The organism is Nocardioides marinquilinus (assembly GCF_039543705.1).
GTDB lineage: Bacteria > Actinomycetota > Actinomycetes > Propionibacteriales > Nocardioidaceae > Nocardioides > Nocardioides marinquilinus.
The window spans coordinates 88,341-114,191 of sequence record NZ_BAABKG010000005.1; the positions used below are offsets into that span (position 1 = coordinate 88,341).

The 25,851-nt window shown below is 73.6% G+C and carries 25 protein-coding genes and 1 tRNA gene; 7 read left to right on the forward strand and 19 right to left on the reverse strand.

Annotated features, from left to right (window positions below; genetic code table 11):
• Positions 1 to 76: 76 nt before the first annotated feature.
• The 7 genes from ABEA04_RS18330 to sfnG all read right to left on the reverse strand — a co-directional run bounded on the left by ABEA04_RS18330 (position 77) and on the right by sfnG (position 6,976).
• Entirely contained in the window at positions 77 to 796 is a 720-nt protein-coding gene (locus tag ABEA04_RS18330) for a hypothetical protein (protein WP_345462075.1), read from the reverse strand.
• A 124-nt stretch (positions 797 to 920) separates the two neighbouring features.
• Positions 921 to 2,228, reverse strand: a complete 1,308-nt coding sequence (locus tag ABEA04_RS18335) for an FAD-dependent oxidoreductase (RefSeq protein ID WP_345462078.1) — start codon at positions 2,226 to 2,228, stop codon at positions 921 to 923.
• Positions 2,229 to 2,241: 13 nt separating this feature from the next.
• On the reverse strand, positions 2,242 to 2,757 hold the full coding sequence (locus tag ABEA04_RS18340; RefSeq protein ID WP_345462081.1) for a flavin reductase family protein: 516 nt from the start codon (positions 2,755 to 2,757) through the stop codon (positions 2,242 to 2,244).
• Positions 2,754 to 3,287, reverse strand: a complete 534-nt coding sequence (locus ABEA04_RS18345) for an NAD(P)H-dependent oxidoreductase (RefSeq protein WP_345462084.1) — start codon at positions 3,285 to 3,287, stop codon at positions 2,754 to 2,756. Before ABEA04_RS18345 ends, ABEA04_RS18340 begins: the two co-directional genes overlap by 4 nt.
• Positions 3,284 to 4,453 (reverse strand): LLM class flavin-dependent oxidoreductase, encoded by a 1,170-nt coding sequence (locus tag ABEA04_RS18350; protein WP_345462087.1) that lies wholly within the window; start codon positions 4,451 to 4,453, stop codon positions 3,284 to 3,286. The genes ABEA04_RS18345 and ABEA04_RS18350 overlap by 4 nt, the downstream gene beginning before the upstream one ends.
• 190 nt (positions 4,454 to 4,643) lie before the next feature.
• Positions 4,644 to 5,870, reverse strand: a complete 1,227-nt coding sequence (locus ABEA04_RS18355; RefSeq protein ID WP_345462090.1) for an SfnB family sulfur acquisition oxidoreductase — start codon at positions 5,868 to 5,870, stop codon at positions 4,644 to 4,646.
• A complete protein-coding gene (gene sfnG, locus ABEA04_RS18360; RefSeq protein WP_345462093.1) occupies positions 5,867 to 6,976 on the reverse strand; it encodes a dimethylsulfone monooxygenase SfnG in 1,110 nt (369 codons plus the stop codon). Before sfnG ends, ABEA04_RS18355 begins: the two co-directional genes overlap by 4 nt.
• A gap of 196 nt (positions 6,977 to 7,172) precedes the next feature.
• On the opposite strand from sfnG, the gene ABEA04_RS18365 reads away from it, so the two are divergent.
• Both ABEA04_RS18365 and ABEA04_RS18370 read left to right on the forward strand, forming a co-directional pair.
• Complete coding sequence (locus ABEA04_RS18365; protein WP_345462096.1) at positions 7,173 to 8,093, forward strand: LysR family transcriptional regulator; 921 nt, start codon at positions 7,173 to 7,175, stop codon at positions 8,091 to 8,093.
• 17 nt (positions 8,094 to 8,110) lie between these two features.
• Positions 8,111 to 8,914 carry an NYN domain-containing protein gene (locus ABEA04_RS18370; protein ID WP_345462099.1) on the forward strand — a complete coding sequence of 268 codons (804 nt, stop codon included), beginning with the start codon at positions 8,111 to 8,113 and terminating at the stop codon, positions 8,912 to 8,914.
• A 3-nt stretch (positions 8,915 to 8,917) separates the two neighbouring features.
• On the opposite strand, the gene ABEA04_RS18375 is transcribed toward ABEA04_RS18370, so the two are convergent.
• The 3 genes from ABEA04_RS18375 to ABEA04_RS18385 form a co-directional block, all read right to left on the reverse strand.
• Entirely contained in the window at positions 8,918 to 10,987 is a 2,070-nt protein-coding gene (locus tag ABEA04_RS18375; protein ID WP_345462102.1) for a VWA domain-containing protein, read from the reverse strand.
• A gap of 121 nt (positions 10,988 to 11,108) precedes the next feature.
• The gene (locus ABEA04_RS18380) at positions 11,109 to 11,624 is read right to left on the reverse strand and encodes a GNAT family N-acetyltransferase (RefSeq protein ID WP_345462105.1); all 516 of its coding nucleotides are present in this window, start codon (positions 11,622 to 11,624) and stop codon (positions 11,109 to 11,111) included.
• A gap of 4 nt (positions 11,625 to 11,628) precedes the next feature.
• The gene (locus tag ABEA04_RS18385; protein WP_345462108.1) at positions 11,629 to 13,020 is read right to left on the reverse strand and encodes a magnesium chelatase ATPase subunit I; all 1,392 of its coding nucleotides are present in this window, start codon (positions 13,018 to 13,020) and stop codon (positions 11,629 to 11,631) included.
• Positions 13,021 to 13,149: 129 nt separating this feature from the next.
• Here ABEA04_RS18385 and ABEA04_RS18390 point away from each other — a divergent pair, with 129 nt between their 5' ends.
• From ABEA04_RS18390 to ABEA04_RS18400, 3 genes are read left to right on the forward strand one after another with little or no spacing between them, the layout of a single operon-like run.
• Entirely contained in the window at positions 13,150 to 14,205 is a 1,056-nt protein-coding gene (locus ABEA04_RS18390; protein ID WP_345462111.1) for an NAD(P)-dependent alcohol dehydrogenase, read from the forward strand.
• Positions 14,206 to 14,245: 40 nt separating this feature from the next.
• On the forward strand, positions 14,246 to 15,094 hold the full coding sequence (locus tag ABEA04_RS18395) for an adenylate/guanylate cyclase domain-containing protein (RefSeq protein WP_345462114.1): 849 nt from the start codon (positions 14,246 to 14,248) through the stop codon (positions 15,092 to 15,094).
• On the forward strand, positions 15,091 to 15,492 hold the full coding sequence (locus ABEA04_RS18400) for a YchJ family protein (RefSeq protein ID WP_345462117.1): 402 nt from the start codon (positions 15,091 to 15,093) through the stop codon (positions 15,490 to 15,492). The genes ABEA04_RS18395 and ABEA04_RS18400 overlap by 4 nt, the downstream gene beginning before the upstream one ends.
• Here the strand turns inward: ABEA04_RS18400 and ABEA04_RS18405 are convergent.
• Positions 15,456 to 16,253: a hypothetical protein gene (locus ABEA04_RS18405; RefSeq protein WP_345462120.1), complete on the reverse strand. Its 798-nt coding sequence runs from the start codon at positions 16,251 to 16,253 to the stop codon at positions 15,456 to 15,458. The two genes, ABEA04_RS18400 and ABEA04_RS18405, sit on opposite strands and share 37 nt — an antisense overlap.
• Before the next feature lie 54 nt (positions 16,254 to 16,307).
• Between ABEA04_RS18405 and ABEA04_RS18410 the strand changes: the two genes are divergently transcribed.
• Positions 16,308 to 17,099 (forward strand): SAM-dependent methyltransferase, encoded by a 792-nt coding sequence (locus ABEA04_RS18410; RefSeq protein WP_345462123.1) that lies wholly within the window; start codon positions 16,308 to 16,310, stop codon positions 17,097 to 17,099.
• Positions 17,100 to 17,612: 513 nt separating this feature from the next.
• Here the strand turns inward: ABEA04_RS18410 and ABEA04_RS18415 are convergent.
• The 5 genes from ABEA04_RS18415 to ABEA04_RS18435 form a co-directional block, all read right to left on the reverse strand.
• Positions 17,613 to 18,596 carry a glycine betaine ABC transporter substrate-binding protein gene (locus tag ABEA04_RS18415; protein ID WP_345462126.1) on the reverse strand — a complete coding sequence of 328 codons (984 nt, stop codon included), beginning with the start codon at positions 18,594 to 18,596 and terminating at the stop codon, positions 17,613 to 17,615.
• A gap of 26 nt (positions 18,597 to 18,622) precedes the next feature.
• Entirely contained in the window at positions 18,623 to 19,411 is a 789-nt protein-coding gene (locus ABEA04_RS18420; protein WP_345462129.1) for an ABC transporter permease, read from the reverse strand.
• A complete protein-coding gene (locus ABEA04_RS18425; RefSeq protein WP_345462132.1) occupies positions 19,404 to 20,591 on the reverse strand; it encodes an ABC transporter ATP-binding protein in 1,188 nt (395 codons plus the stop codon). Before ABEA04_RS18425 ends, ABEA04_RS18420 begins: the two co-directional genes overlap by 8 nt.
• A gap of 1 nt (position 20,592) precedes the next feature.
• Positions 20,593 to 21,234 (reverse strand): ABC transporter permease, encoded by a 642-nt coding sequence (locus ABEA04_RS18430; RefSeq protein ID WP_345462136.1) that lies wholly within the window; start codon positions 21,232 to 21,234, stop codon positions 20,593 to 20,595.
• A gap of 149 nt (positions 21,235 to 21,383) precedes the next feature.
• Positions 21,384 to 22,772, reverse strand: a complete 1,389-nt coding sequence (locus ABEA04_RS18435; RefSeq protein WP_345462139.1) for a cystathionine beta-synthase — start codon at positions 22,770 to 22,772, stop codon at positions 21,384 to 21,386.
• 88 nt (positions 22,773 to 22,860) lie between these two features.
• On the opposite strand from ABEA04_RS18435, the gene ABEA04_RS18440 reads away from it, so the two are divergent.
• The gene (locus ABEA04_RS18440) at positions 22,861 to 23,910 is read left to right on the forward strand and encodes an SGNH/GDSL hydrolase family protein (protein ID WP_345462142.1); all 1,050 of its coding nucleotides are present in this window, start codon (positions 22,861 to 22,863) and stop codon (positions 23,908 to 23,910) included.
• A 125-nt stretch (positions 23,911 to 24,035) separates the two neighbouring features.
• On the opposite strand, the gene ABEA04_RS18445 is transcribed toward ABEA04_RS18440, so the two are convergent.
• The 3 genes from ABEA04_RS18445 to ABEA04_RS18455 form a co-directional block, all read right to left on the reverse strand.
• Positions 24,036 to 24,893, reverse strand: coding sequence for a Bax inhibitor-1/YccA family protein (locus ABEA04_RS18445; protein ID WP_345462145.1), 858 nt, complete (start codon positions 24,891 to 24,893; stop codon positions 24,036 to 24,038).
• Between the two features lie 136 nt (positions 24,894 to 25,029).
• A complete protein-coding gene (locus tag ABEA04_RS18450; RefSeq protein WP_345462148.1) occupies positions 25,030 to 25,722 on the reverse strand; it encodes a class I SAM-dependent methyltransferase in 693 nt (230 codons plus the stop codon).
• Between the two features lie 53 nt (positions 25,723 to 25,775).
• Positions 25,776 to 25,849 (reverse strand) — tRNA-Leu (locus ABEA04_RS18455).
• Between the last annotated feature and the right edge of the window lie 2 nt (positions 25,850 to 25,851).

The following is a 25,851-nucleotide window of genomic DNA, read 5'->3' on the forward strand; positions in this document are numbered from 1 at the left end:
CTGCCCGCGCGCGTGTCCCTCCGGGCAGGGACACGGAGGAACGACCGGCGGGACAGCGGATGGTGTGCGCGGGGCCCTACGCGCGGTGGGCCCGGTCGCCGAGGGCGAGGGCGGCGGCCACGACGAGCAGCATCAGCGTGCCGGTCAGGCCGGCCATGTACTGCAGCGGCGAGACGCCGGTGACCAGCGACAGCCCGCCGAGCACGAGGCCGACGAGGCCGACCCAGCGGGCGAGGGCGCCCTGGCGGGCCGCGCCGAACAGTGCGAGGCCGGTGAGGCCGGTGAGCACCCACACCGCGGGGATGGTGCCGATCCAATGGTTGTAGACCACCAGCGCCTCGGGGACGACGGTGCCCTCGTCGGCGGCGGCGAAGGCGAACTCGGTGTCCAGTCCCGCGCCGAGCACGACGACGACCGAGGTGCCGAGCAGGCCGAAGGCGGCCAGCGCGGGCAGCAGCGAGTCGGCCGGGAGGGCGGCGCGCAGACGGCGGAACAGGCCGAGGGCGAAGACGGCCATGAGCACGGCGGCCAGGGTCTGGAAGACGTGGAAGCCCACCATGAACACGACCTTGTCGCCGAGGTCGGCGGCGATGGCCTCGGCGTCGCCGGCGAGGTCGTCGTCGTAGACCGAGAGGATCGAGAAGGAGCAGACGGTGCCGGCGACGGCGCTGAGCGCGGCGGCGACGCCCGCGACCGCCCAGCCGCGGCCGGGTCGGGGGACGGCGGGGGTCAGGTCGAGCTCCCCGGCGGGGAGGTCGCTGCGCACGGGGTTGTGGGTGGTGATCTGGGTGGTCATCTCGGGGGGTTCGCTTTCTGGAGTGTCGGACGAGATGACCCGACGGTGCGGTGCCGCGCGTCCCGCGGCCCAGGGACGGCCGCACCGACCCGGGGTCGCGCCGGGTCCCGGCGCGGCCGGTGGGTCAGGGCGCGACGTCCCGGGCGGCGGCCCGGCCCGAGGCGATGCAGGCGGCGACCCCGACCCCGTCGTAGGCGGCGCCGCAGACGGCGAGGCCGGGCGTGCGGGCGACGTCGGCGCGCACCCGCGCGACCCGCCCGAGGTGCCCGACGGGGTACTGCGGCAACCCCCCGCCCCAGCGCTGCACGAGCGCGTCGACGGGCGTGGCCGCGAGGCCGACGGCCTCGTGCAGGTCGGCGAGCGAGGCGGCGACGAGGTCGTCGTCCGGGCGCTGCAGCAGCCGCTCCTCCCCCAGCCGGCCGACCGAGGTGCGCAGCAGGACGACGTCGTCGCCGGCGCCCACGTGGGCCGCGCCCCACTTGCTGCTGGTGAAGGTGGAGGCCTTGATGCGGCGGCCGTCGACCGGCGGCACCAGGAAGCCGGAGGCCTCGCGCACCGCGTCGGGCACGTCGGCGGCCGCGAACGCCAGGGTGACGACGGCGACCGAGGCGTACTCGACGGCGGCCAGCTCGGCCGACGCGCCCGGGGCGAGGTCGGCGAGCAGCCGGGCGGCGGGGGCGGCCGGGACGGCGAGCACCACGGCGTCCGCCCGCTCGCCGGCCACCTCGAACCCGGCGGCGGTGCGCCGGAGCGAGCGGACGGTGACGCCGGTGCGCACGTCGAGGCCGTCGGCCAGCCGCTCGACCAGGGCGCCCATGCCGCCGCGGGTGGCGGCGAAGACGGGCACGGTCGGGTCGCCGACGGGCAGGTCGGCGCCGCGGGCGAGGTCGAGCAGCACCGGTGCTGCGGCCCGGGTGGAGATGCCGCGGGCACGGCCGGCGTAGACGCCGCCGAGCAGCGGCTCGGTGAGCCGCTCGACCACCTCGTCTCCGAAGCGGGCGGCGACGAGGTCGCCGACGGCGACGTCGTCGTCGATCTCGTCACCGGCCGGCACGTCGCGCGGGGCGAGGGCGCGCTCGCGGCCCTCGTCGGACAGCACGCCCGAGGCGGCGAGCCCGTCGAGGTCGAGCGGCCAGCCGAGCAGGGTGCGCGGCAGGGGTCGTAGCGCGCCGCGGGTCCAGACCCGCGACGACGCGACGACCGGGTGGACGACGTCGAGCCCGAGCTCGCGGGCCAGGCCGACCCCGTCGGCACGACGGTTGACCATCGCCTCGGCGCCGACGTCGACGGTGGCGCCGCCGACCTGGGCGCGGCGGATCTTGCCGCCGGCGCGGTCGGTGGCCTCGAGGACGACGACCTCGTGGCCGGCGGCGGTCAGGTCGCGGGCGGCGACGAGCCCCGCCACTCCCCCGCCGACGACGACCGCACGCACGCCGTCCAGGCTCTCAGACGGCCACGCTCCCGAACCCACTGCGGTGGAAGACCAGGGGCTGGCCGGCGGTGCGCTGGTCGGCGTGGTCGACGGCGTGCAGCAGCAGCAGCACGATGGTGTGGTCGCCGGCCTCGAGCTCGCGGTGGATCGAGCAGTCGAAGCGCGCGAGGCCCTCGTCGAGGGTGACGGCCCCGTCGGCGGTGACCGAGGTGGCCACGCCGGTGAAGCGGTCGTCGACCGGCCCGGCGAGCTGGCGGCAGACCGCGCCGTGGTGGTCGGCGAGGATCGTGACGCCGAGGTGGCGGGCCCGGCGCAGGTCGGGCCAGGTCTTGGACGAGTTGGCCACCGAGAACGAGACCAGCGGCGGGTCGAGGCTCACCGAGGTGAACGACGACGCGGCGAGGCCGACCTGGCGTCCGTCGACCTCGGCGGCGACGGCGACGACGCCGCTCGGGAAGACCCCGAACGCCTCGCGAAGCCGGGCCGGGTCGAGGTCCTGGTTGGTGGGGAAGGGCGAGAAGACGGTCACGCGGCACCTCCGGTGAGGGTGGCCCGACGGGCGTCGAGCAGGGCGGAGACGACCGGGCGGGCACGGGCGAGCCAGGCGTCGTAGGCGGTGGGGTCGTCGTGGGCGGCGTCGAGCACGAACAGGCCGGGCACCGGCACGGTCGCGCCGATCTCGGTGAGCACGGGCCGCAGGGTCAGCTCGGGGGCCAGCGCGTGGCCCGGCCCGGCGCCCAGCATGAGCGGGACGGCGAGCCCGGTCAGCCCGGTGCCGTAGTCGGGGGCGAACCGGTCGAGGAAGAGCTTCAGCAGGCCGGTGTACGTGGCCTTGTAGGTGGGCGAGGCGGCGACGACGAGGTCGGCCGCCGCCACCTGGGCGACCAGCTCGCGCACGGCGGCGTCGTCCTGCACCAGCAGGCCGGGGCCGACGGTGGCGAGGTCGACGACGAGGTCGGGCTCGGCGCCGGTCAGCTCGCGCGCCACGTGGACGGCGGCCACGAGCGTGCGCGAGGCCGGCTTGGGGTTGCCGACGACGACGGCCGTGCGGGCGGTCACCGGCCACCTCCGGCGAACGGCACCGAGGCGGCCTGCTGCCGCGGCGGGTGCGGGTGGGTCCACCGGCCGCGCTCGGCGAGGATCGGCAGCACGCCCTCGCCGAACCAGTAGGCGCCCTCGAGGTGCGGGTAGGCCGAGAGCACGAACTCCTCGATGCCGAGGTCGGCGTACTCCTCGATGCGGTCGGCGACCTCGGTGTGGCTGCCGACGAGCGCCGTGCCGGCCCCGCCGCGCACCAGGCCGACGCCGGCCCAGACGTTGGGGTGGATCTCGAGGTCGTCCTTGCTGCCGCCGTTGAGCTCGAGCATGCGGCGCTGGCCCTCGGACTCGCTGCCGCGCAGGCCCGCCTGCACCCGCTCGATGGTGGCGGGGTCGATGCCGTCGAGCAGCCGCCGTGCCTCGGCCCACGCCTCCTCGCTGGTGTCGCGGGTGATGGTGTGCATGCGGATGCCGAAGCGGATCGGGCGGTCGACCTCGCGGCCCTCCTCCGCGGCGAGCTTGCGGATCCACTCGATCTTCTCGGCCACCGCGGACGGCGGCTCGCCCCACGTCAGGTAGACGTCGGCGTGCCGGGCGGCGACGGTGCCCGCGGCCGGCGAGGACCCGCCGAAGTAGATCTCGGGCAGCGGGTCGGGGCGCTGCTGCAGGGTGGCGTCCTCGAGGCGGAGGTGCTCGCCGTCCATGGTCACGGTCTCGCCGGCCCACAGCCGGCGCACGATCTCGAGGAACTCGTCGCAACGGGCGTAGCGCTCGTCCTTGTCGAGGAAGTCGCCGAACATGCGCTGCTCGTGGCTCTCGCCGCCGGTGACGACGTTGAGCAGCAGCCGGCCGCCGCTCATGTTCTGGAACGTCGCGGCCATCTGCGCGGCCAGGAACGGCGAGACGATGCCGGGCCGGAACGCGACCAGGAACCGCAGCCGCTCCGAGACCTGGCTGAGCATGGCGGTGGAGAGCCAGGCATCCTCGCACCACGCGCCGGTGGGCGTCAGCGCGGCGTCGAACCCGACGTCCTCGGCGGCCCGGGCGACCTGCCCGAGGTACGACACCGACGCCGGCCGCCCGGACGACCCGGCGGCCACGCCGTGGCCCCCACCGACCACCTGCCGGCCGTCACCGCCGTTGGTCGGCAGGAACCAGTGGAAACGGAGCTGGGACTGGTCAGTCATGAAGAACCTCCGGGGAGAGAGGGGAACGGGGGTGAGTGCAGGCGAGCTTGCGCAGCGAGCCCGCCGAACCGCGAGCGGAGCGAGCCCGGTTCGGCGGAACATCGATGAGCGCGAGCGGAGCGAGCTCGGTCCGGGCGGGCATGCGAGCCCTGGCGAGCATCCCCGCCCGGCCCGCGCAGCGGGTGACCATTCAGAGCTGCCCGTGGTTCGGCGGAGCGGTGCCGTCGAGTGCCCAGCGGCCCAAGTGGTGCACCTTCCAGGCGGCGGGGTCGTGGAGGGTGTGGGTGCGGGCGTTGCGCCAGTGCCGGTCGAGGTTGAGCGAGGCGAGCGCGGAGCGGGTGCCGGCCACCTCGAAGAGCCGGCTGGTGACCTCGACCGAGACCTGGGCGGTGCTGGCGCGGGCGGCGGCGACGGCGAGGCTGGCGGTGCCGGCGGTCTCGGCGGTGAGGTCGGCGTCGGCGGCGTCGACGGTGCGGGCGGCCTCGGCGAGCAGCGCCTCGGTGCCGCGCACGGCGAGCTCCATCTCGCCGAAGGCCTGGACGACGAGCGGGTCGTCGGCGTGGCGCTCGGTGCCGTAGGTGGCGATGGCGTCGGGGTAGGGCCGGCTCTTGGTGGTGACGAACGCGGCGGCCTCGGTGAGGGCGGCGCGGGCGATGCCGGCGTCGATGGCGGCGTGCAGCACCTGGGCGAAGGCGCCGTAGGTCTGCGGACCCGCGAAGGTCAGGTGCCAGGGCGTGACGAGCTCGTCAAGGACGACGACGCCCTGGAGCGTGACGCGGCCGCTGGCCGTCGTCCGCTGGCCGAGGCCGTCCCAGTCGTCGACGACGGTGACGCCCTCGGCGTGCCGCTCGACCCAGGCCACGACCATGGGGCCGGGTTCGCCGGCGGGTGTGGTCCCGTGGTGGGCCAGCACCGGGATCCAGTCGGCGAAGAGCGCTCCGGTGCAGTACGCCTTCTCGCCGTCGAGCAGCCAGCCGCCGCCCTCGGACGCCGTGCGCGGGCGGAGCGTGGTGCGGAAGTCGCGCACGTGCTTGGTGCCGAGCTCGGACTGGGCGTTGCCGAAGCGGCGTCCGTCGAGCACCTCGCCGAACAGCCTGGACTGCTGGGCGGGCGTGCCGTGGTGGCGCAGCGCGTTGACGTAGACGAAGTGGCTGTGCGGCACCTGCGCGACGTTGGGGTCGCCGGCGGCGAGCAGCCGCACGACCTCGGTGAGGGTGGCGACCGAGGCGCCGGCGCCGCCGTGGGCGGCGGGCACGGTGAGCGCGAGCAGGCCGGAGTCGGACAGCGCGTCGAGCTCGGCGCGCGGCAGCACCCGCTCGGCGTCGCGGTCGGCGGCGCCCTTGGCAAAGCGCTCGGCGAGGTCGGCCGCGACGGCGACGGCCTCGCCGGGCGCGAGCACCGGCACCCGGCCGGTCATGCCCGGGCCAGCTCGGCGGCCTCGAGCTCGCGCACGATCGGCAGCACCTCGCGGCCGAAGTACTGCACGTCCTCCTGGAAGTGCAGGAAGCCGAGCAGGAACAGGTGCACGCCCTGCCGCTTGTACTCGAGCATCCGGTGCGCGATCTGCTCGGGCGTGCCGATCAGGCCGGTGCGGAAGCCGTCGTTGTACTGCACGAGGTCCTTGAAGTCGGAGTCCTGCCACATGCCCTTCTTGTCGCCGGTCGACCGGCCGGCCTGGGTCACGGCGGAGCCGAAGCCCTCGACGGCCTCGACGTCGGCCTTGGCGACGATCTCGTCGAGGACGGCGTGGGCCTGCGCCTGGGTCTCGCGGCCGATGACGAAGCCGTTGACGCCGAAGCGCACGTGGCCCTCGCGGCCGTGCACTTTGGCGACGTCGCTGACGTCGCGCACCTGCTCGGCGATGCCCTCGGGGCTGTTGCCGTTCATGAAGTACCAGTCGGTGACGCGGCCGCCCATGCCGCGGGCGTCGGTGGAGTTGCCGCCCATGAAGATCTCGGGGTGCGGGCGGCCCGGCACGTCGTACGGCTTGGGCTTGAGGTCGAAGTCGTGCAGCCGGTAGAAGTCGCCCTGCAGCTCGGCGTGGTCGCTGGTCCAGATCTCGCGCAGGTAGCGGATGAACTCCTCGGAGCGGCGGTAGCGCTCGCCGTGCTCGAGCCACGGCTCGCCGAGCTTGGTGAACTCGTCCTTGAACCAGCCGCTGACCACGTTCACGCAGAAGCGGCCCTTGGTGTACTGGTCGGAGCTGGCGACGAGCTTGGCGAGGACCCCGGGCTGCCACAGTCCGGGGTGGACGGCGGCGATCACCTTGAGCCGCTCGGTCGCCAGCGCGATGGCGAGGCTGATCGAGGTCGACTCGTGCTGGTAGGCGGCGCCGTAGCCGGCCATGTAGCGCACCTGGGAGAGGGCGTAGTCGAAGCCGTTGGCCTCGGCGAGACGGGCCAGCTCGAGGTTGTAGTCGAGGGTCCAGTCGGTGCGCTGCTCGATGGTGCTGACGACCAGGCCGCCGCTGACGTTGGGCACCCAGTAGGCGAACTTCAGCGGCTCGTGGGTCGGGACGGACATGCGATCACTCCTGCGCGACACGGGGTCAGGGACTTATGTATAGTGACTTTATCCAGTTACCGAACGGATGCAAGGCAACGCGCATCACGGGCCGCTCGGAACCGGCGGGAGGGTGCAAGGCCCTGCCTGGCACCACCGGGAACCACCCGCCGGGAACCACCCGGCGAGACCCGGCAGAGAACCGAGGAGCGACCCCGTGCGCATCGAGCAGCTGGAGTACCTCGCGGCCGTCACGCAGCACGGCTCGCTGCGCCGCGCCAGCGAGCGGCTCCACATCTCCCAGCCGGCCCTCAGCGAGGCGGTGAGCAAGCTCGAGCGCGAGCTCGGCGTCCAGCTGCTCGACCGCCGGCGCTCGGGGGCGCGCATCTCGCGGGAGGGGCGCGACCTGCTGCAGCACATGGTCGCCGTCCTCGAGGCGGTCGACCGGCTGCGGGCCGCGGCCGGCGACCACCGCGCCGACGTGCGCCGGGTGCGGGTGGGCACGGTGAACGCCGCCACCACCACGCTGCTGGTGCCGGCCGTGGCGCAGGTGCAGCGCGAGCAGCCCGAGGCCGACATCGAGCTGCTCACCCTGCAGCAGGCCGAGATCGACCAGGGCCTGCTCGAGGGCACCCTCGACCTCGGCCTGGTCAACCTGCTGGCCGGCGACGACCCGCCGCCCGACCTCGTCGGCACCGACCTCGTGCACGGTCGCCCGGTCGTCGTGATGCCCGCCGACCACCCGCTGGCCGCCCGCACCCACGTCGACGTCGACGAGCTGCGCGCCCAGCCGTTCGTGGCCATGCGGGCCGGCTACCTCATGCACCGCTTCGCCCACCGCGTCTTCGGCGCCGAGATGCCCACCGTGTGCCACCTCACCGACGGCGCCGAGATGGGCAAGGCGCTGGTGGCCGAGGGCATGGGCGTCACGCTGCTGCCCGACTACAGCGTGGTCGGCGACCCGCTCGAGAAGGCCGGGGTCATCACCACCCGTCCCATCGCCGGCGACACCACCGTCGTCACGCTCGTCATGCGCCACCGGGCCGCCGCCCACGCTCCCCCGCCGCGCCAGGTGCGGGCGCTGCAGGTCGCCCTGCTCGACCGGGCCCGCCGCTATGCCGGGGCACGCGCGTCGTAGCGCCCTACCCTGGGGTCGTGGCGACCTCCGACACGCGGCTCGCGGTGCTCATCGACGCCGACAACACCTCCGGCGCGCACGCGGCCGCCATCCTGGAGGAGCTCGCCTCCTTCGGGACGCCGACCATCAAGCGCGCCTACGGTGACTGGACGACGTCGAACCTCAACGGGTGGAAGGACCCGCTGCTGCGTCACGCCATCCAGCCGATGCAGCAGTTCGCCAACACCCGCGGCAAGAACTCCACCGACTCCGCGCTGATCATCGATGCGATGGACCTGCTCTACGCCGGCAACCTCGACGCGTTCGCGCTGGTCTCGAGCGACAGCGACTTCACCCGGCTGGCGACCCGGCTGCGCGAGTCGGGCAAGCAGGTGATCGGCCTGGGCCGCCGCACCACGCCGGCCGCGCTGATCGCGGCCTGCGACCGGTTCGTCTTCCTCGAGGTGCTCACCTCCGGTGGCACCGGGGCCTCGCACGCGGACGACGACGTCGCGCCCGACGACGCCGACGAGGTGACGCCGCTGCCCGACCTGCGCACGATCCTCACCGCGGCGGTCGACGCCGCCTCGCTCGAGGACGGCTGGGCGCACCTCGGTGCGGTCGGCAACCACCTGCAGAAGCGTGACGCCTCCTTCGATCCCCGCAACTACGGCTTCGGCAAGCTCATCGCGCTCGCCCGCGCGCAGGACTACCTCGACGTCGAGCAGTCGGGCGGCAACGTGACCCGGGTGCGCCTCGAGCCGAAGCCGGCCGAGGCCGAGGCGAGGAAGACGACCGCGAGGAAGTCGACCGCGAAGAAGACCGGCGGTCGTCGCGGCTGAGCCTCAGCGGTCGGCCCAGAAGCCCCGCTCGCCGAACCAGTCGCCGTAGCCGCTGCGCCACCCGGTCATGCCGCCGAGCCCGCCCGGCCCGCCGGGCCGGCCGGCGTCCCGCGAGCCGAGGTAGGACCCGACCACGGCGGCGCCGAGGTCGTCGAGCTCGGGGCTGACGGTGCGCCCGTCGACCCGGTGGGCCATCTGGTCGATGAAGCGGGCCAGGCCCGGGTCGTCGCCGAGGCGGAAGAACGTCGTCTGCGCGCCCAGGCGGCGCGAGTTGTCGAGCTCGCGGACGGCGTGCGCGATGGTCGCCGGGTGCGGCGGGTAGCTGAAGTAGACCTCGCCGCTCGACTCCAGGTGCGAGGTCGGCTCGCCGTCGGTGACCACCAGCAGCACCGGCTGCGCCGTGGGATGACGCCGGAAGTGACGGTTGGCGAGCAGCAGCGCGTGGTGCAGGTTGGTGCCCTTGTCCCAGCGCGCGTCGAGCGCGGTGAGCTGCTCGATGTCCATCACCTCGGCGTGGCGGCCGAAGGTGATCAGCTGCAGCGCGTCGCCGCGGAAGCGGCTGCGGATCAGCGTGTGCAGCGCCAGCGCGGTGCGCTTCATCGGCACCCAGCGGCCGTCCATCGCCATGGAGAACGAGGTGTCGACGCAGAGCGCGACCGCGGCCTGGGTGCGGGCCTCGGTCTCCTGCACCTCGACGTCGTCGATGGTCAGGAACGGCCCGGTGACGCCGGGCGCGTCGCCGGCGCGGCGCACGATGCCGTTGAGCACGGTGCGGGGCACGTCCCACGGCTCGGTGTCGCCGAAGGCCCAGGGCCGGGTGGCGCCCGACCGCTCCCCCGCCGCCCCGGCCTTGTGCATCTCGCGGGCCCCCTGGCGGCCCGACATCCGCTGGGCGACGTCGCGCAGCAGCGCCTTGCCGAGCTGACGCATCGCCTTCGGGGTCAGCTGCAGGGTGCCGTCGGAGCCGCGGCGCAGGGTGCCGCCGTCGCGCAGCGCCTGCTCGAGCCGCTGCAGCGTGCGGGCGTCGACGGCGGCCTCGTCGCCGAGCTGGCGGGCCAGGGCGTCGAGGTCGACGTCGTCCATGCGGGCGCCCGGGTGGCTCTGGGCGAGCTGGTCGGCCAGCTCGTCGAGCTCGGCGAGGTCCTGCAGGACGCCGGTGCCGTCGCCGAGCCCGAGCCCCTGCTCGCCCTCGAAGCCCTCCGAGCCGCCCCAGTCCTCGCCGGGCCGCAGGGCCTGCAGGTTGGCGTCGAGCTGGGCCAGCTGCTCCATCAGCTCGGGCGAGCCGAAGGCCTGCGCCGAGAGCTCCATCAGCTGCTGGCGCTGCTCGGCGCTCATCGAGTTGAGCATCCGCTGGGCGGCCGCGGCACGCTGGGCGAGGGCGTCGAGCAGCTCGTCGATGTTCTGCGGGTCCTCGGGGAAGAACTGGCCGTGCTTGTCCATGAAGGCGCGGAAGTCGTCGTCGACGTCCTCGCCGCTGCCGTGCTTGTCGAGCAGCTCGTTGAGGTCGCCGAGCATCTCGGCGACGGCGGCGCGGTCGGCGTCGGTGGCGTTCTCGAGCGCGTCCTTCATGCCGGCGAAGCGCTGGTCGAGCAGCTCGCGCCCGAGCAGGTCCTTGATCTCGTCGTAGGCCTCGCGGGCCTCGCGGCTCTTCCAGTCGTAGGCCGACAGCTCGCTCACCGCGGCGGCGGTGTTGGGCGAGAGGTTCTCCAGCTGCATCTCGCGCAGGGCGCGGTCGCCGTCGTCCATCGCTATGTCGCGGGCGAGCTGCTTGCGCTCCTCGAGGACGGCGCGGTCGAGCAGCTCGCGCACCTGCTCGAGGGTGCCGTCGAGGTGGTGCTCGCGGGTCAGCTCGCGGCGCCGCTCGGCCACGCGCCGGGCCAGCTCGTCGAGGCCCGCCTGGTCGCGGCTGCCGCGCCGCAGGTACTCCCGCATGGCCCGCTCGGGGCTGTAGCCGGCCATCACGTCCTCGCCGATGGCGTCGAGCGCCTCGCCGAGGTCGACCGGCGGCGCCAGCGGGTCGCCGCCGTCGTAGCGCTTGAACCGTGTGTGGCGGGTGGTGCTGTCGTTGCTCATGTGGTTTCGCTCCGGTGGCAGGGATACCCGGTGGACCGGGTGTTCCTGACGTTCTCGGGCGTTGCACCGGCCGAGAAGGTCAGGGAAAGGCCGAGAAGGTCGGTGGGACGGGGCGCGCGGGTCACGACGGGCTCCCGGTGAGGTCGAGCGTCATCCAGACCTGCTCGAGGCCGGGGACGCCGGGCACCCCGGCAAGCGGGGTGCGGCCGGTCTCGACGAAGCCGCGGCGGGCGTAGAAGCGGGCAGCCGGGTCGTTGCCGGCGACGTGCTCCAGCTGCAGGACGTCGGCGCCCCGCCCGCGTGCGGCGTCGACCACGCGGTCGAGCAGCGCCGAGCCGAGGCCGGTGCCGTGGCACTCGGGGTGCACGTAGAGCTTCCACATCGTGGGGACGCCGTCGCTCTCGCCCAGGTTCGCCACGCCCACGACGGTCGCGTCGTCAGCGTCGACGGCCACCCAGTGGGGCAGCCGGCCCATCGAGTCGGCGACCGCCTCGGGCGACCACCAGCGGCTCAGCTGGCTCGCGGCCAGCTCGTCGCTGATCGGCCCGTAGGTCGGCGGCACGACCGCCTCGCCGAGCGCGACGACGCCGGCGACGTCGTCCGCCGTCGCCTCGCGCACCGTCGCACCGGCGGTCACGACGTCACGACCCGTAGACCGTCTCGGCCCCGTCGGTGTCCTTGCCGACGCGGCGGGCCAGGTAGAGACCCTCGAGGGCCAGCTCGATCGCGCCGGCGCGCTGCCCGTCGTTGGTGGCGCCGAGCCGGTCGCAGACCTGGTCGTAGAGGTCTGACTCGCCGAGCACCGGCAAGCCGGTGAGGAAGTCGCGCGCCCCGACCTGCTCGCCGGTGGTGACCATGGCGCCCGACTCGATGGCCTCGACGAGCAGCCCGAGGTCGACGCCGCGCAGGTGGGTGCGCACGGCCTCGGCGGTGGCGGTGCGCAGCAGGTGGGTCAGCACCTCCTCCTCGCGCCCCTCCTCACCGCTCTCGAACTCGATCTTGCCGCCGAGCACGTCGACGGCGGTCTCGAGGTCGACGACGCGGGCGACGGCCTCGTCCTCGCCCTGCACGGTGGCGCGGTGCAGCGCGGCCGCGGCGATCGTCTCGGCCCCGGCGATCGCGAACCGCGCCGAGACGCCGGAGCGCTGGTCGACCGACGACGACTCGCGCAGGTGGCGGGTGAAGCGGGCCAGGATCTCGACGAGGTGGTCGGGCACGTCGGCGACGAGGTCGGCCTCCTGCCGGATGACGGCCACCTCCGAGGCGAGGTCGGTCGGGTAGTGCGTGCGGATCTCGGCGCCGAAGCGGTCCTTGAGCGGGGTGATGATGCGCCCGCGGTTGGTGTAGTCCTCGGGGTTGGCCGAGGCGACCACGAGGACGTCGAGCGGCAGCCGCAGCACGTAGCCGCGGATCTGGATGTCGCGCTCCTCCATCACGTTGAGCATCGCGACCTGGATGCGCTCGGCGAGGTCGGGCAGCTCGTTGATGGCCACGATGCCGCGGTGGCTGCGCGGGATGAGGCCGAAGTGGATGGTCTCGGGGTCGCCGAGCGAGCGACCCTCGGCCACCTTCATCGGGTCGACGTCGCCGATCAGGTCGGCCACCGAGGTGTCGGGCGTGGCGAGCTTCTCGGCGTAGCGCTCGTCGCGGTGGCGCCACTCGACGGCGAGGCGGTCGCCGTCCTCGAGCGCGCGACGGCGCGACTCGTGGGTGATGGGCTCGTAGGGGTGCTCGCCGAGCTCGGACCCCGCGATCACCGGCGACCACTCGTCGAGCAGGCCCACCAGGGTGCGCAGCAGGCGGGTCTTGCCCTGCCCGCGCTCGCCGAGCAGGACGACGTCGTGCCCGGCGATCAGGGCGCGCTCGAGCTGGGGGATGACGGTGTTCTCGAAGCCGTGGAGACCCGGCCACGGGTCCTCGCCCGACGCCAGGCGGGCCAGCAGGTTCTCGCGCAGCTCGACACGCAGCGGCCGGGCGACATGGCCCGACTCGCGCAGCTGGCCGACGGTGGCGATGGAGGGGGCAGCACTCACACGGTCCAGACAACCACGCACACCAAGCGGACGGCGGTGACGCGAGCCGGCCCGACGTGCGCAATGCCACCCGGCCGCTCTCCCGAGGGGTGAGCGGATCGCGGACTCCCGTCGGGTTTGGTTGAAGACATGACCACCTCCGTTCACGCCCTGTCCGTGCCCGAGGCCAAGGCGTCCTTCGAGACCGTCGAGATCGAGCGCCGCGACCTGCGCCCCGACGACGTCCGCATCGAGATCCGCTGGGCCGGCATCTGCCACTCCGACATCCACCAGGCCCGCGACGAGTGGGGCGGCGGCATCTACCCGATGACCCCCGGCCACGAGATCCTCGGCACCGTCGCCGAGCTCGGCTCCGAGGTGACCACGCACCAGGTCGGCGACCTCGTCGGCGTCGGTTGCTTCGTCGACTCCTGCCTGGAGTGCGACGCCTGCCGCGACGGCGAGGAGATGTTCTGCCAGAAGGGCGTCGTGCAGACCTACTCGGCGGAGGACTACCACGGCGAGGTCACCTACGGCGGCTACAGCCGCGAGGTCGTCGTGCGCGACCACTTCGTCGTGAAGGTCCCCGACGCCTTCTCCGAGGACGACCTGCCGGGCGTCGCGCCGCTGCTGTGCGCCGGCATCACCACCTACAGCCCGCTCAAGCGCTACGGCGCCGGCGAGGGCACCAAGGTCGGCGTCATCGGCCTCGGCGGCCTCGGCCACGTGGCGGTCAAGATCGCCGCCGCGATGGGCGCCGAGGTCAGCGTGCTCAGCCGCACCGACGCCAAGGCCGACGACGGCCAGGCGTTCGGCGCCACCGCCTACTACGCCACCGGCGAGGACGGCGTCCTCGACGACCTGCAGGGCCGCTTCGACCTGCTGCTCAACACCGTCGGCGACGGCATCGACCTCGACGCGTTCGCCGCCACGCTCGGCCGCGGCGGCACCATGGTCAACCTGGGCGCCCCCAGCGACTCCCTCGACATCGCGGCCTTCTCGCTGCTCACGATGCGCCGCGCGCTCGCCGGCTCGATGGTCGGCGGCCTGCCCGAGACCCAGGAGATGCTCGACTTCTGCGCCGAGCACGGCATCACCGCCACCGTCGAGGTCATCGAGGCCGGCCAGGTCGACGACTACTACGACAAGGTCGTCGACGGCGACGTGCGCTACCGCGCGGTCATCGACGCCTCCACCATCGGCTGATCCCGACGCCGGACGCCGCCACGTCACTACGCTCGTCGCCGTGAGCGGCACGGGCGTGGCGACGGTGGCGGCGCTGGCGGCCGGGGTGGTGGCCCTGGCCGCCCTCGTCGCGCTCGCGGTCGCGCTGCGGGCCCTGTCCGCGCAGCGCGCCGAGCTGGCCCGCACCCGGGCCCGGGTCGACGAGCTGGAGGCCGACCTCACCGCCGCGCTCAAGCCCCGGCCCGCCGCCACCCCGGCCGAGAAGGCGGTGGCCCGCGTCGTCCGCACCGCCAGCCGCACGGCCGGCACGGTGCGTGAGCGCGGGCTCGCGGGCCTGGTGCAGACCTCCATCGACGAGCTGCAGGCCTGGGCCGACACCCGGCGCCAGGAGATCGTGAACGTCGCCGACGCCGAGGGCCGGGTCACGCTCCTGTTCAGCGACATCGAGGACTCCACCGTGCTCAACCACGAGCTGGGCGACCGCCGCTGGGTGCGGTTGCTCGCCGCCCACGACGCCGTCGTCCGCGGGCAGGTCGAGCGCTACCGGGGTCAGGTGGTCAAGACCGCGGGCGACGGGTTCATGGTGGCCTTCCGCGACGTCGAGGCGGCCTGCCGGGCCGCGCTCGGCGTGCACCGCGAGCTGCGACGTCGTCCGCGCACCGCCGCGGTGCGGGTGCGCATCGGCGTGCACACCGGCGCGGTCGTCAGCCGCGACGGCGACTTCTTCGGCCGCAACGTGGTGGTCGCGGCGCGGCTGGGTGCGCTGGCGGCGGGCGGCCAGGTGCTCACCAGCGACGCCGTGCACGACGCGCTCGACGACGACGCCGCCGTCGCGCTGGTCGAGGCCGGCGAGGTCGAGCTGAAGGGCCTGCCGGGCAGCCACCGGGTCTGGCAGGTGCAGGCCCGGTGAGCGGCGTCGGCGGACTCGGCGGCCTCGGCCGCCCCGGCACGGCGTCCTCGCCCTGTCCGTGTGGCACGGGCGTCGCCTACGACGCGTGCTGCGGGCGGCTGCACCGCGGGTCGGCGCAGGCCGAGACCCCCGAGCGGCTGATGCGCTCGCGCTACGCCGCCTACGCGCTCGGCGAGCACGACTACGTCTGGCGCACCTGGCACCCGCGCACCCGGCCGCTCGAGGTGCGCGGCCCGTCGCTGCACTGGTTCGGCCTGGTCGTGCACGAGGCGGTCGGCGACGAGGTGGAGTTCACCGCCACCCACACCGAGGGCCGACTGCACGAGCGCAGCCGCTTCGCGCGACGGGCCGGTCGGTGGTTCTACCTCGAGGCGACCGACGCGATCACGTCGTCGTAGTCGGCCTCGTGGCCGGGCTCGTCGGCCAGCGCGCGGAAGGCGATCGCCCGCAGGGCGGCCTGGCGGCGGGCGCCCGTCGTCCACGCCGCCAGGGCCGACCCGGGGGCGTCGAGCCACATCACCGAGTCGACGACGCACACCGCCTCGGCCCACAGGACCGGCCGCCACGACGGCGCGACGTCGATGACCACCGCCGCGCCGGCCGCGTCGAGCAGCACGTTGCCCGCGAGGTCGGCGTGCACCAGCTGCTCCTCGCCCAGCGAGGTCTCCTCCAGCAGGCCGGCCACCCGCTGGGCGGCCTTCACGTCGCTGCGCGCCAGCGCCGACGCCGGCGCGAACGCCAGCCGCTCGGCGACCGCCCAGCGGTCGGCGCGCGCGTCGAGCCCTGCCGGCCGCTCGCGGACGGCGACGGCCAACCGCGCGTGCAGCACTCGCCCGGCGGCGAGCGTGACGTCGAGGTCGCGGCAGGCGACGGTGCCGGGCTCGTAGCGCGAGGCGCCCCAGCCGTCGACGACCCAGGAGCCGTCGCGGGCCGGCACCGGCATCGCCACCCGCAGGTCGAGGGCCCGGCGTGCCGGGGCCTCGTCGAGCGCGACGGCGAGCCGGGCCAGCACCGGGTTCAGCCATCCGGCGACGTCGGCGTCGCGGCCGGGTGAGAGCACGAGGTCGCCGGCGCGCACCGACCGGCCCTGCCCGCCCGGCAGCGGCTCGACCGCGTCGGGCACGGCGAACAGGTCGAGCACCCGGGACGACGGCGTCACGGGGCGACCGTAATCCAGGTGACGGCCGGTGGCCGGGTGGGGTGGGGTCGGGGTGTGCCGTCCGACATCCCGCCGCAGTACGTCGTCCGCGAGTCCGACCACCGCATCCATGACCCGCTCTCGGCGGCCAAGCTGGGCCGGCTCGGTGAGGCGCTGCGGCTACCGCCCGGGGCGACGGTGCTCGACCTCGGCTCCGGGTCGGGCGAGATGCTCTGCACGTGGGCGCGCGACCACGGCGTCCGCGGTGTCGGGGTCGACCTCAGCAGCGCGTTCACCGAGGCGGCCGTGTCCCGCTCGCTCGAGGTGGGCGTCAGCGACGCCGTCCGCTTCGAGCACGCCGAGGGCGCGGCGTGGGTGGCGGCCCGCCTCGCGGCGGGCGGCGAGCCGTTCGACGTCGTCGCCTGCCTCGGCGCCACCTGGATCGGCGGCGACCTGTTCGGCACCGTCGACCTGCTCGCGAGCGTGCTGCGCCCGGGCGGGCTGCTGCTCGTGGGCCATCCGTTCTGGGAGCGGGTGCCCGAGACCGACGACGTCGCGCGCCGCTGCCACGCCGAGGACCGCACGACGTGGCAGACCCTGTCGGGCCTGCTCGCCGCGTTCGCCGAGCACGGCCTGGACGTCGTCCAGATGGTGCTGGCCGACCGCGACGACTGGGACGTCTACGTCGCCGCCCAGTGGCTGAGCACCCGCCGCTGGCTCGACGCCCACGCCGACGACGACCCGCCCCACGAGCTGTGGGCCGAGATGCGCACCGAGCTCGACACCGCCCCCGTCGACCACGCCACCTACCAGCGCACCCATCTCGGCTGGGGCGTCTTCGCCCTCATGCCCCGACCCGTGGTCTAGGTGCCGGGCGCCCACACGATGGTCGAGGTGCGAGGAGCCCTGGCGACGAGCCTCGAGACCGCGCAGGGTCCACGGGGTCGGGACCACACGGGCGGTCACGCAACAGAGCACTCTCGGGGTCGGCACCACACGGACCCTGAGCTTGTCGAAGGGCACCTGACGGTCAACGGGGCCGGCGTGGTGGCAGATATCGACCGCTGTGTTTGATCGCGCCTCCGCTCCTTCGTCGCTTTGGCGCGTGTTCTCCGCTGCCTTGATGCCCAGCACCGCCACCAGCCCCGCTCGGGACGTCCCGCTCTCACGCGGGCTGGCGCTGCTCCGCTGCGGTCGAACGCGCTGGCGCTCGATCAGGTGCGGAGTGGCGGCTGGGTGGTCGGGTCGCCCGGTTGACCTGGAGTAGCCCTTCGACAAGCTCAGGGTCCGTGTGATCCCGACCCCGTGGACGCTCCGTTGCGTCGTCGTCCGTGTGGTCCCGACCCCCTGATCGCTGCGTTGCGTCGTGGTCCGGCGCCCTCAGGACTCCAAGAACCCCTCCGACTCCAGCCACTCGAGGGCGACGTTGGTGGGCTCGTCGCCGTCGACGTCGATGCGGGCGTTGAGCTCGAGCAGCACCTCGCTGGTCAGCTTCTCGGTGACCGGGGCCATGAGCTCCTCGATCTCGGGGTGGGCCTCGTAGAGCTCGTCGCGCAGCACGAGCGAGACGTTGTAGTTGGGGAAGTACTTGCGGTCGTCCTCGAGCACGGCGAGGTCGAGCGCGAGGATGCGGCCGTCGGTGGTGAAGACCTCGCCGAAGGTGCACTCCCCCTTCGCGGTCGCGTCGTAGATGGCGCCGGTCTGGTAGGTCTGGATGTTGCCGCCGGGGACGCCGTTCGACCCGCCGAGCGGGACGTCGTAGGCCTTCAGGAAGCCCTCGAGGCCGTCGGCGCGGTTCTGGAACTCCGACTCGACGCAGAACGTGCGCTCGGCGACCGGCACCTTCTTGATCTCCGAGGACTTCGTGATGCCGTACTTCTGCTGGCTCTCCTGGGTGATGGCGAAGGCGTAGGTGTTGTTCATCGGCGCCGGCGGCAGCCACACCAGGTCGTTCTTCTCGAGGTCGGCGTCGCGCACCGCCTCGTACTGCTTCTCCTCGTCGGGGATCGGCTTGGGCTCCTGCAGGTAGACCAGCCAGCCGGTGCCGGTGTACTCCCACATGGCGTTGATGTCGCCGGAGATCTGCGCCTGCCGCGCCGAGGCGCTGCCGGGGATGTTGGTGAGGTCGGTGACGTCGGCCCCGGCCGACTTGAGCAGGATCAGCGCGATCTTGCCGAGCAGGATGTTCTCGGAGAAGTTCTTCGACCCCACGGCGATCTCGACGCCGTCGAGGCTCGGGGCGTCGGCGAGCGGGCCGGCCAGCGTGCCCGACGGCACGTTGCCGCCGGCGGTGGCCAGGCCGCACCCGGTGAGGGCCGGCGTCAGCACGGCGGCGGCGGCCAGCCCGGCCACCCAGGTCCGCACGGACCTCCACGATCCCCGGCGCGTCATCAGATCCCCTTCGGCTTGGCGACCAGCTCGAGCAGTCGCCCGAGCCACTCGATGGTCAGCGCGAGCAGCGCCACGAGCACGGCCCCGGCGATCATCACCGAGAAGCGGAACAGCGTGATGCCGGAGTTGATGGTGGCCCCGAGCCCGCCGCCGTTGATGAAGGTGGCGAGGGTCGCGGTGCCGACGACGAGCACCAGGGCGGTGCGGACGCCGGTCATGATCACCGGCAGGGCGAGCGGCAGCTCGATGCGCAGCAGCACCGAGCCGCTCGACATCCCGAGCCCGCGTCCGGCCTCGACCAGCGTGGGGTCGACGCCCTGCAGGCCGGTGATGGTGTTGCGCAGCACCGGCAGCAGGCCGTAGAGCGTCAGGGCGAGCACGGCGGTCCAGAAGCCGAAGCCGATCCAGATGGCCAGCAGCACCAGCAAGCCGATGGACGGCGCCGCCTGGCCCACGTTGGCGATGCCGACGACGACCGGCGCCACGGCGCGGCCCACGCGGCCGCGGGTCAGCAGCACGCCGAGCGGCACGGCGACGACCACGACCAGCGCCGAGGTGACGAGGGTCAGCTTGGTGTGGTCCCAGATCTGGTCGAGGATCGTCGGCCACGCCAGCTGCCGCAGCTCGGTGGGGTCGAGGTCGGCGGTCTCGCGCCACAGCACGTAGCCGCCGAAGACCAGCAGCACCAGCACCGGCGGCACGACGAGCATGAGCAGCGTCTCGCGGTCGATGCGGCGGGGCCCGCGGACGGCGACGCCGCTCGGCCGGCCGACGGCGGCCTCACTCATGCTCGGCCTCGAGGTTGCGGATGTAGGCGGTCACCGCGTCGAAGTCGACGACGCCGAGGTACTGGTCGCGGTCGCCGGTGACGACGGCGCCACCGTGGCTGCTGGAGAGCATGGTGTCGAGCGCGTCGTTGAGCGTGGCGCGCTGGTCGAGGTTGACGAGGTCCTCGGTCGGCTCGACGATCGTCTCGCCCTTGAGCTGGCGCAGCCAGGGCCAGCCGCGGGGGCGGCCCCGGCCGTCGAGCACCACGACGCTGCGCGAGCCGGCGTCCTCGACGCGCTTGCGCACCTCGGCGGTCGACTCGCCGATGGTGGCGGTGACCTCCTGGCGCAGCTCGACCTCGTTGACCCGGGCCAGGCTGAGCGCCTTGAGCGAGGAGCCGGCGCCCACGAAGTCGGCCACGAAGTCGTTGGCGGGTGCGCTGAGCACCACCTCGGGGGTGTCGTACTGCGCGACCTGCGCACCCTCCTGCAGGATCAGGATGCGGTCGCCGAGCTTGATCGCCTCGTCGATGTCGTGGGTGACGCACACGATCGTCTTGCGCAGCTCGCGCTGGATGCTGAGCAGCTCGTCCTGCAGCCGCTGGCGGGTGATCGGGTCGACGGCGCCGAACGGCTCGTCCATGAGGATGACGGGCGGGTCGGCGGCCAGGCCGCGGGCGACGCCGACGCGCTGCTGCTGGCCGCCGGAGAGCTCGCGCGGGTAGCGGTCGCGGTAGCGCTCGGGGTCGAGGCCCACGAGGTCGAGCAGCTCGTCGACGCGGGTGCTGATGCGGTCGGCGTCCCAGCCGAGCAGCTTGGGCACGATCGCGATGTTCTTGGTCACCGTCATGTGCGGGAACAGGCTGCCGCCCTGGATGACGTAGCCCACGCGGCGGCGCAGCTCGGTCTGGCTCTGCTGCTTGACGTCCTGGCCGTCGATGAGGATGGTGCCGGACGTCGGCTCGATGAGCCGGTTGATCATCTTCAGCGACGTCGTCTTGCCGCAGCCGGACGGGCCGACGAACATCACGATCTCGCCGGCCGGGATGGTCAGCGACAGCGACTGCACGGCCGGGGTCTTCTGCCCCGGGTACTGCTTGACGACGTCGCGCAGCACGATCTCGGCGCCGCTGACCTCGCCTCCGCCGGTGCTCGAGGGCTCGCCCTGCTCGTCCTTGGTCAGGTCGGGTGCGGTGGTCATGTCAGGCACGGATTCCCTTCGAGATGGTGAAGCGGCCGAGCAGCAGCAGCAGCGCGTCGGCGACCAGCGCGACGAGGATGATGCCGACGGTGCCGACCACGGCGTAGTTGATCGCGTTGGCCCCGCCGATCTGGGTCAGGCCGGTGAAGATGTACTCACCGAGGCCGGGGCCCTTGACGTAGGCGGCGATGGCCGCGATGCCCATCGCCATCTGGGTCGAGACCCGCACGCCGGCGAAGATCACCGGCCAGGCCAGCGGCAGCCGCACGCGCCACAGCGAGGTGAGCTCGCTCATCCCCATGCCGCGCGCCGACTCCAGCAGCGTCGCGTCGACGCCGCGCAGTCCGACCACCGCGTTGCGCAGGATCGGCAGCACGGCGTAGAAGGTGACGGCGATGAAGGCCGTCGTCGGTCCGATCGAGGTGAGTGGCAGCAGGATGCCGATCAGCGCGAACGACGGGAGCGTGAGCCCGATCGCGCTGACGATGTTCGCCACGCCCTGCAGCCGCGGCGCCCTCACCAGCAGCACCGCGATGCCGACGGCGATGACCGTGGCCACCAGCACGGACTGGATGACCAGGCTGGCGTGCTGGTAGGTGTTGAAGGCGATCTGGCTCTTGCGTTCGTCGATGAAGTCCCACACGCGTTCCCAGCACCCGCCTTCCGGCCCGCCCTGGCGCGAGCGCCCCAACCTCAACACAGGTCACACGAGGCCAGCCCACCCCTCAGGATGAGCGCGCGGAGGGTCCGGGGCGCCGCCTCGGCGCCGCACCAGGCGTGCTACGGACCCCGTCAGGGACGGGCGAGGAAGCCCAGCAGGTCCTGCCGGGTCAGGACGCCGACGGGCTTGCCGTCCTCCTGCACCAGCACCGCGTCGGCGGTCTCGAGCAGGGCGACGGCGTCGGCGGCGTCCTCGGTGGCGCCGATGGTCGGCAGCGGCTGCGACATGTGCTGCTCGACGGGGTCGGTCAGGCGCGCCTTGCCCGCGTACAGGGCGTCGAGCAGGTCGCGGTCGGAGACCGAGCCGGCCACCTCGGCCGCCACGATCGGCGGCTCGGCGCGCACGACCGGCATCTGCGAGACGCCGTACTCCTGCAGGATGGCGACGGCCTCGGCGACGGTCTCGCTGGGGTGGGTGTGCACCAGGTCGGGCAGCTGGCCCGACTTGCCGCGCAGCACCTGGCCGACGGTGCGGCTGGCGACCGGTCCGCCGGAGGAGAAGCCGTACTGGGCGAGCCAGTCGTCGTTGAAGATCTTGCCGAGGTAGCCGCGCCCGGAGTCGGGCAGCAGCACCACGACGACGGCGTCGCGGCCCTCGGGGGTGGCGGCCAGCTCGTGGGCCAGCTGCCGGGCGGCGAAGGCGGCCATGCCGCAGGACCCGCCGACCAGCAGCGCCTCCTCGCGGGCCAGCCGCCGCGTGTGGGCGAAGGAGTCGGCGTCGGAGACCTCGATGACACGGTCGGCGACGCTGCGGTCGTAGGTGTCGGGCCAGAAGTCCTCGCCGACGCCCTCGACGAGGTAGGGCCGCCCGCTGCCGCCGGAGTAGACCGAGCCGGCGGGGTCGGCGCCGATGACCTGGATGTCGGGGTTCTGGTCCTTCAGGTAGCGCCCGACGCCGCTGATGGTGCCGCCGGTGCCCATGCCGGTGACGAAGTGGGTGATGCGGCCCTCGGTCTGGCGCCACATCTCGGGGCCGGTCTCCTCGTAGTGCGAGCGCGGGTTGTTCGGGTTGGAGTACTGGTCGGGCTTCCAGGCGCCCGGCTGGGAGGCCAGCCGGTCGGAGACGTTGTAGTACGAGTCGGGGTGCTCCGGCGCGACGGCGGTGGGGCACACGACGACCTCGGCGCCGTAGGCGCGCAGCACGTTGCGCTTGTCCTCGCTGACCTTGTCGGGGCACACGAACACGCACGAGTAGCCGCGCTCCTGGGCCACCATCGCCAGCCCGACGCCGGTGTTGCCGGACGTCGGCTCGACGATCGTGCCGCCGGGCTGCAGCTCGCCCGAGGCCTCCGCGGCGTCGATCATGCGGGTGGCGATGCGGTCCTTCACCGACCCGCCGGGGTTGAGGTACTCGACCTTGGCGAGCACCAGGGGGCCGCCGTCCGGCAGGTCGAGGGTGCGGCGCAGCTGCACGAGCGGGGTGTTGCCGATGAGGTCGAGGACCGAGGTGACGTACTCCACCGGCTCAACCTACGACCGAGGACCGCCGTGGGCCCAACGCGCCGGCCACCACCTCGCATTCGTAGGATCGTGGCCGTGAACGGGTGGGATGGCTGAGTCGCGCGGGACGGCCGTGGCGCGCCGCGTCGCCTCGGCGGCGGCCTACGGCGGCGCCGGGCTGTCGGTGCTGGGCGCCGGTCTCTACGGCGTCCTGACCGCCGAGGCCAGGCTCGCCCGCCGGGTCATCGGCGAGACCTCGCCCGACCCCGTGCCCGACCCGTCGGGCTGGTACGGCCGCGGTCGCGGCGGCCCGGCGGTGAAGATCGCGCTGCTCGGCGACTCCAGCGCGGTCGGCTACGGCGTCGACCGCGTCGAGCAGACCCCGGGCGCGCTGCTGGCCAGCGGCGTGGCCGAGCAGGGCGACCGCCGCGTCTACCTGCGCACGCTGTGCCGGGTGGGCGCCGTCTCGGCCGACCTCGACGGCCAGATCGACCGCGCCCTGCCCTTCGAGCCCGACGTGGCGATGATCCTCGTCGGCGCCAACGACGTCACCCACGTGACGCCGCCGTCGCAGTCGGTGCGCCAGCTCTCGGACGGCGTGCGCCGGCTCACCGAGGCCGGGGTGGCCGTCGTGGTCGGCACCTGCCCCGACCTCGGCACCATCAAGCCCATCGCGCCGCCCCTGAAGCAGGTGGCCCGGGCCTGGTCGCGGCGCCTGGCCGCCGCGCAGACCGTCGCGGTCCTCGAGGAGGGCGGGCGCACCATCTCGCTCGGCTCGATCCTGGGACCGGAGTTCGCCGCCGCCCCGGCCCTGCTGTTCGGCCCCGACCAGTTCCACCCCTCCGCCGAGGGCTACCGCGCGCTGGTGCGGCTGCTGCTGCCGACGGTGCTGGCCGCGGTCGGCCTCGCGCCCGACGACGAGCCGCACCTCGAGGTCACCCGCGGCGCCAGCGTCCTCCCGGTCACCCGCGCCGCCCAGCACGCCGTCAACGAGCCCGGCACCGAGCTCGACGGCAGCATGCTCGACGACGCCCGCCCCGGCGTCCGCGAGCGGTTCGTGCAGCTGCGGCGCCGGCGGCGTCGTCCGCAGACCGAGGGCGAGGCACCGGGCACCAGCGAGGACGCCGGCCACGACGCCGGCGGCCAGAGCGTCTCCTAGCGCGCTCCGGGGGCGCCGGCCGGCCGGTGCGCGGTGGTGCCGGGCACGCACGAGGGCCCCGGGACGTCGTCCCGGGGCCCTCGCGGTGGTGCGGTGTCAGGCGGGCGCTGCGCCCGACCGGTGGGTCAGTCCTGGCTGAAGAAGGCCAGGATGCGCAGCAGGTTGGTGTAGATCCAGACCAGGCTGACGGTCATCGCGAACGCGGCGCGCCACGACTCGCGCTCGGGCAGGCCGTTGCGGATGCCCTGCTCGACGAAGTCGAAGTCGAGGATCAGCATGAACACACCGAGCACCAGGCCGATGACGGCGGTGACCATGCCGAGGCCGCTCACGCCGAACAGGCCGATCTGGGCGTCGAACAGGCTGAGCACCAGCTCGACCAGGCTCAGGCCGATCATGCCGAAGACGGCGGCGATGACGAACATCTTGAACTTCTGGCCGACCTGGATGTTGAAGAACTTGTAGGCGGCCAGGGTGCCGGCGAAGGCGGCGAAGGTGCCGATGACGGCGCCCATCACGACGTTGCCCTCGTAGATGGCGTTGAACAGCTTGCTGATCGCGCCGAGCGCCACGCCCTCGAGGACGGCGAAGGCGATGACCAGCGCGGGGCTGACGACCCGCTTGAACGAGTTCACCATCGAGAGCACGAAGGCGCCGAGCGCACCGATCGTCGCCGCCGCGTACAGGCCGCCGAGGTTGGCGTCGTAGCGCGAGGCGTCGATGTCGGCGGTGAGCACCCAGGTGGCCAGCGCCGACAGGATCACGACGCCGAGGCTGATCGTGGTCTTCTGGACGACGGTGTCGATCGTCATCCGACCGGTGCCGCCGGAGGTGGGCGCGTCGCGGACGTCGTTGTAGCCGAGTCCGTTGGGCTGTCCGGTGCCCCACTGGGAGGGCTGTCCGTAGCCCGCGTAGGTCTGGTTCGAGGTGGCGGTCCGGTTGAACTCCTCCGAGCGCCGGAACACCGGATTGTTGCTCTGCATGGTCTCCTCCTTGGAGGCCTGGTGGCCGTCGCGGTGACGGTCCCCTGGTTCGGAACCAATCCTAGACGGCTCCTCACCGGGGTAAACGCCCCGAAGGGCGTGGATAGTTCCGAGCGGTCCCGGTCTCAGCAAGTCCTCAGCCGACGGGTCGGTGGACGGCGCGCACCACCGTGTCGACGACCCGGATCGGGCCGTGGCCGGGCAGGTCCTGGGTGCGGTCCTGGGCCTCGGCGAGCTCGACCTGCCACACCTCGGGGTCGAGGACGGCGACGAGGTCCTCGGGGGTGAACATGTGGTCGGGGCCGTGCCCGGTGCGGGCGCCGGAGTCGAAGTCGACCGAGTGGTGGCCCACGACGAGCAGCCGTCCGCCGGGCGCGACGGCCCGGCCGAGGCGGGCGTGGATCTCGGCGAACATCTGCTGCGGCGGGTGCAGGAACTGCACGCTCACCAGGTCGAAGGCGCCGGCGCCCCCGGGCAGGGCGTCGCCGCGGACGAGGTCGACCCGCTCGGTGCGCACCGCCACGCCGGCCTCCTCGGCGTGCGCCCGGGTCTTGCCGAGCGCCACCTCCGAGACGTCGACCGCCGTGACCTCCCAGCCCTGCCGGGCCAGCCACACGGCGTCCGCGCCCTCGCCGCAGCCGACGTCGACCGCGCGCCCGGGCGTCAGGCCCTCCACCTGCTCGACCAGCCGCCGGTTGGGGTTGCCGCTCCAGACGCGGTCGGACCCGGCGTAGCGCTCGTCCCACGCCGCCTGGCCCCAGCGGGCCTCGAGGTCGTCGGGGCCTTCGTCGTGGGCGTGGGCGTGCTGGTGGTCGTGTCCGTGGCTCATGCCGAGCACGGTGTCACTTCAGGTCGACCTGAGGACAAGTCGGCGGGGCGAGGTGCCCCCGCTGGGACTCGAACCCAGACTGCGCCGTGTTTAAGACGGCTTCCTCTGCCGATTGGGATACGGGGGCGG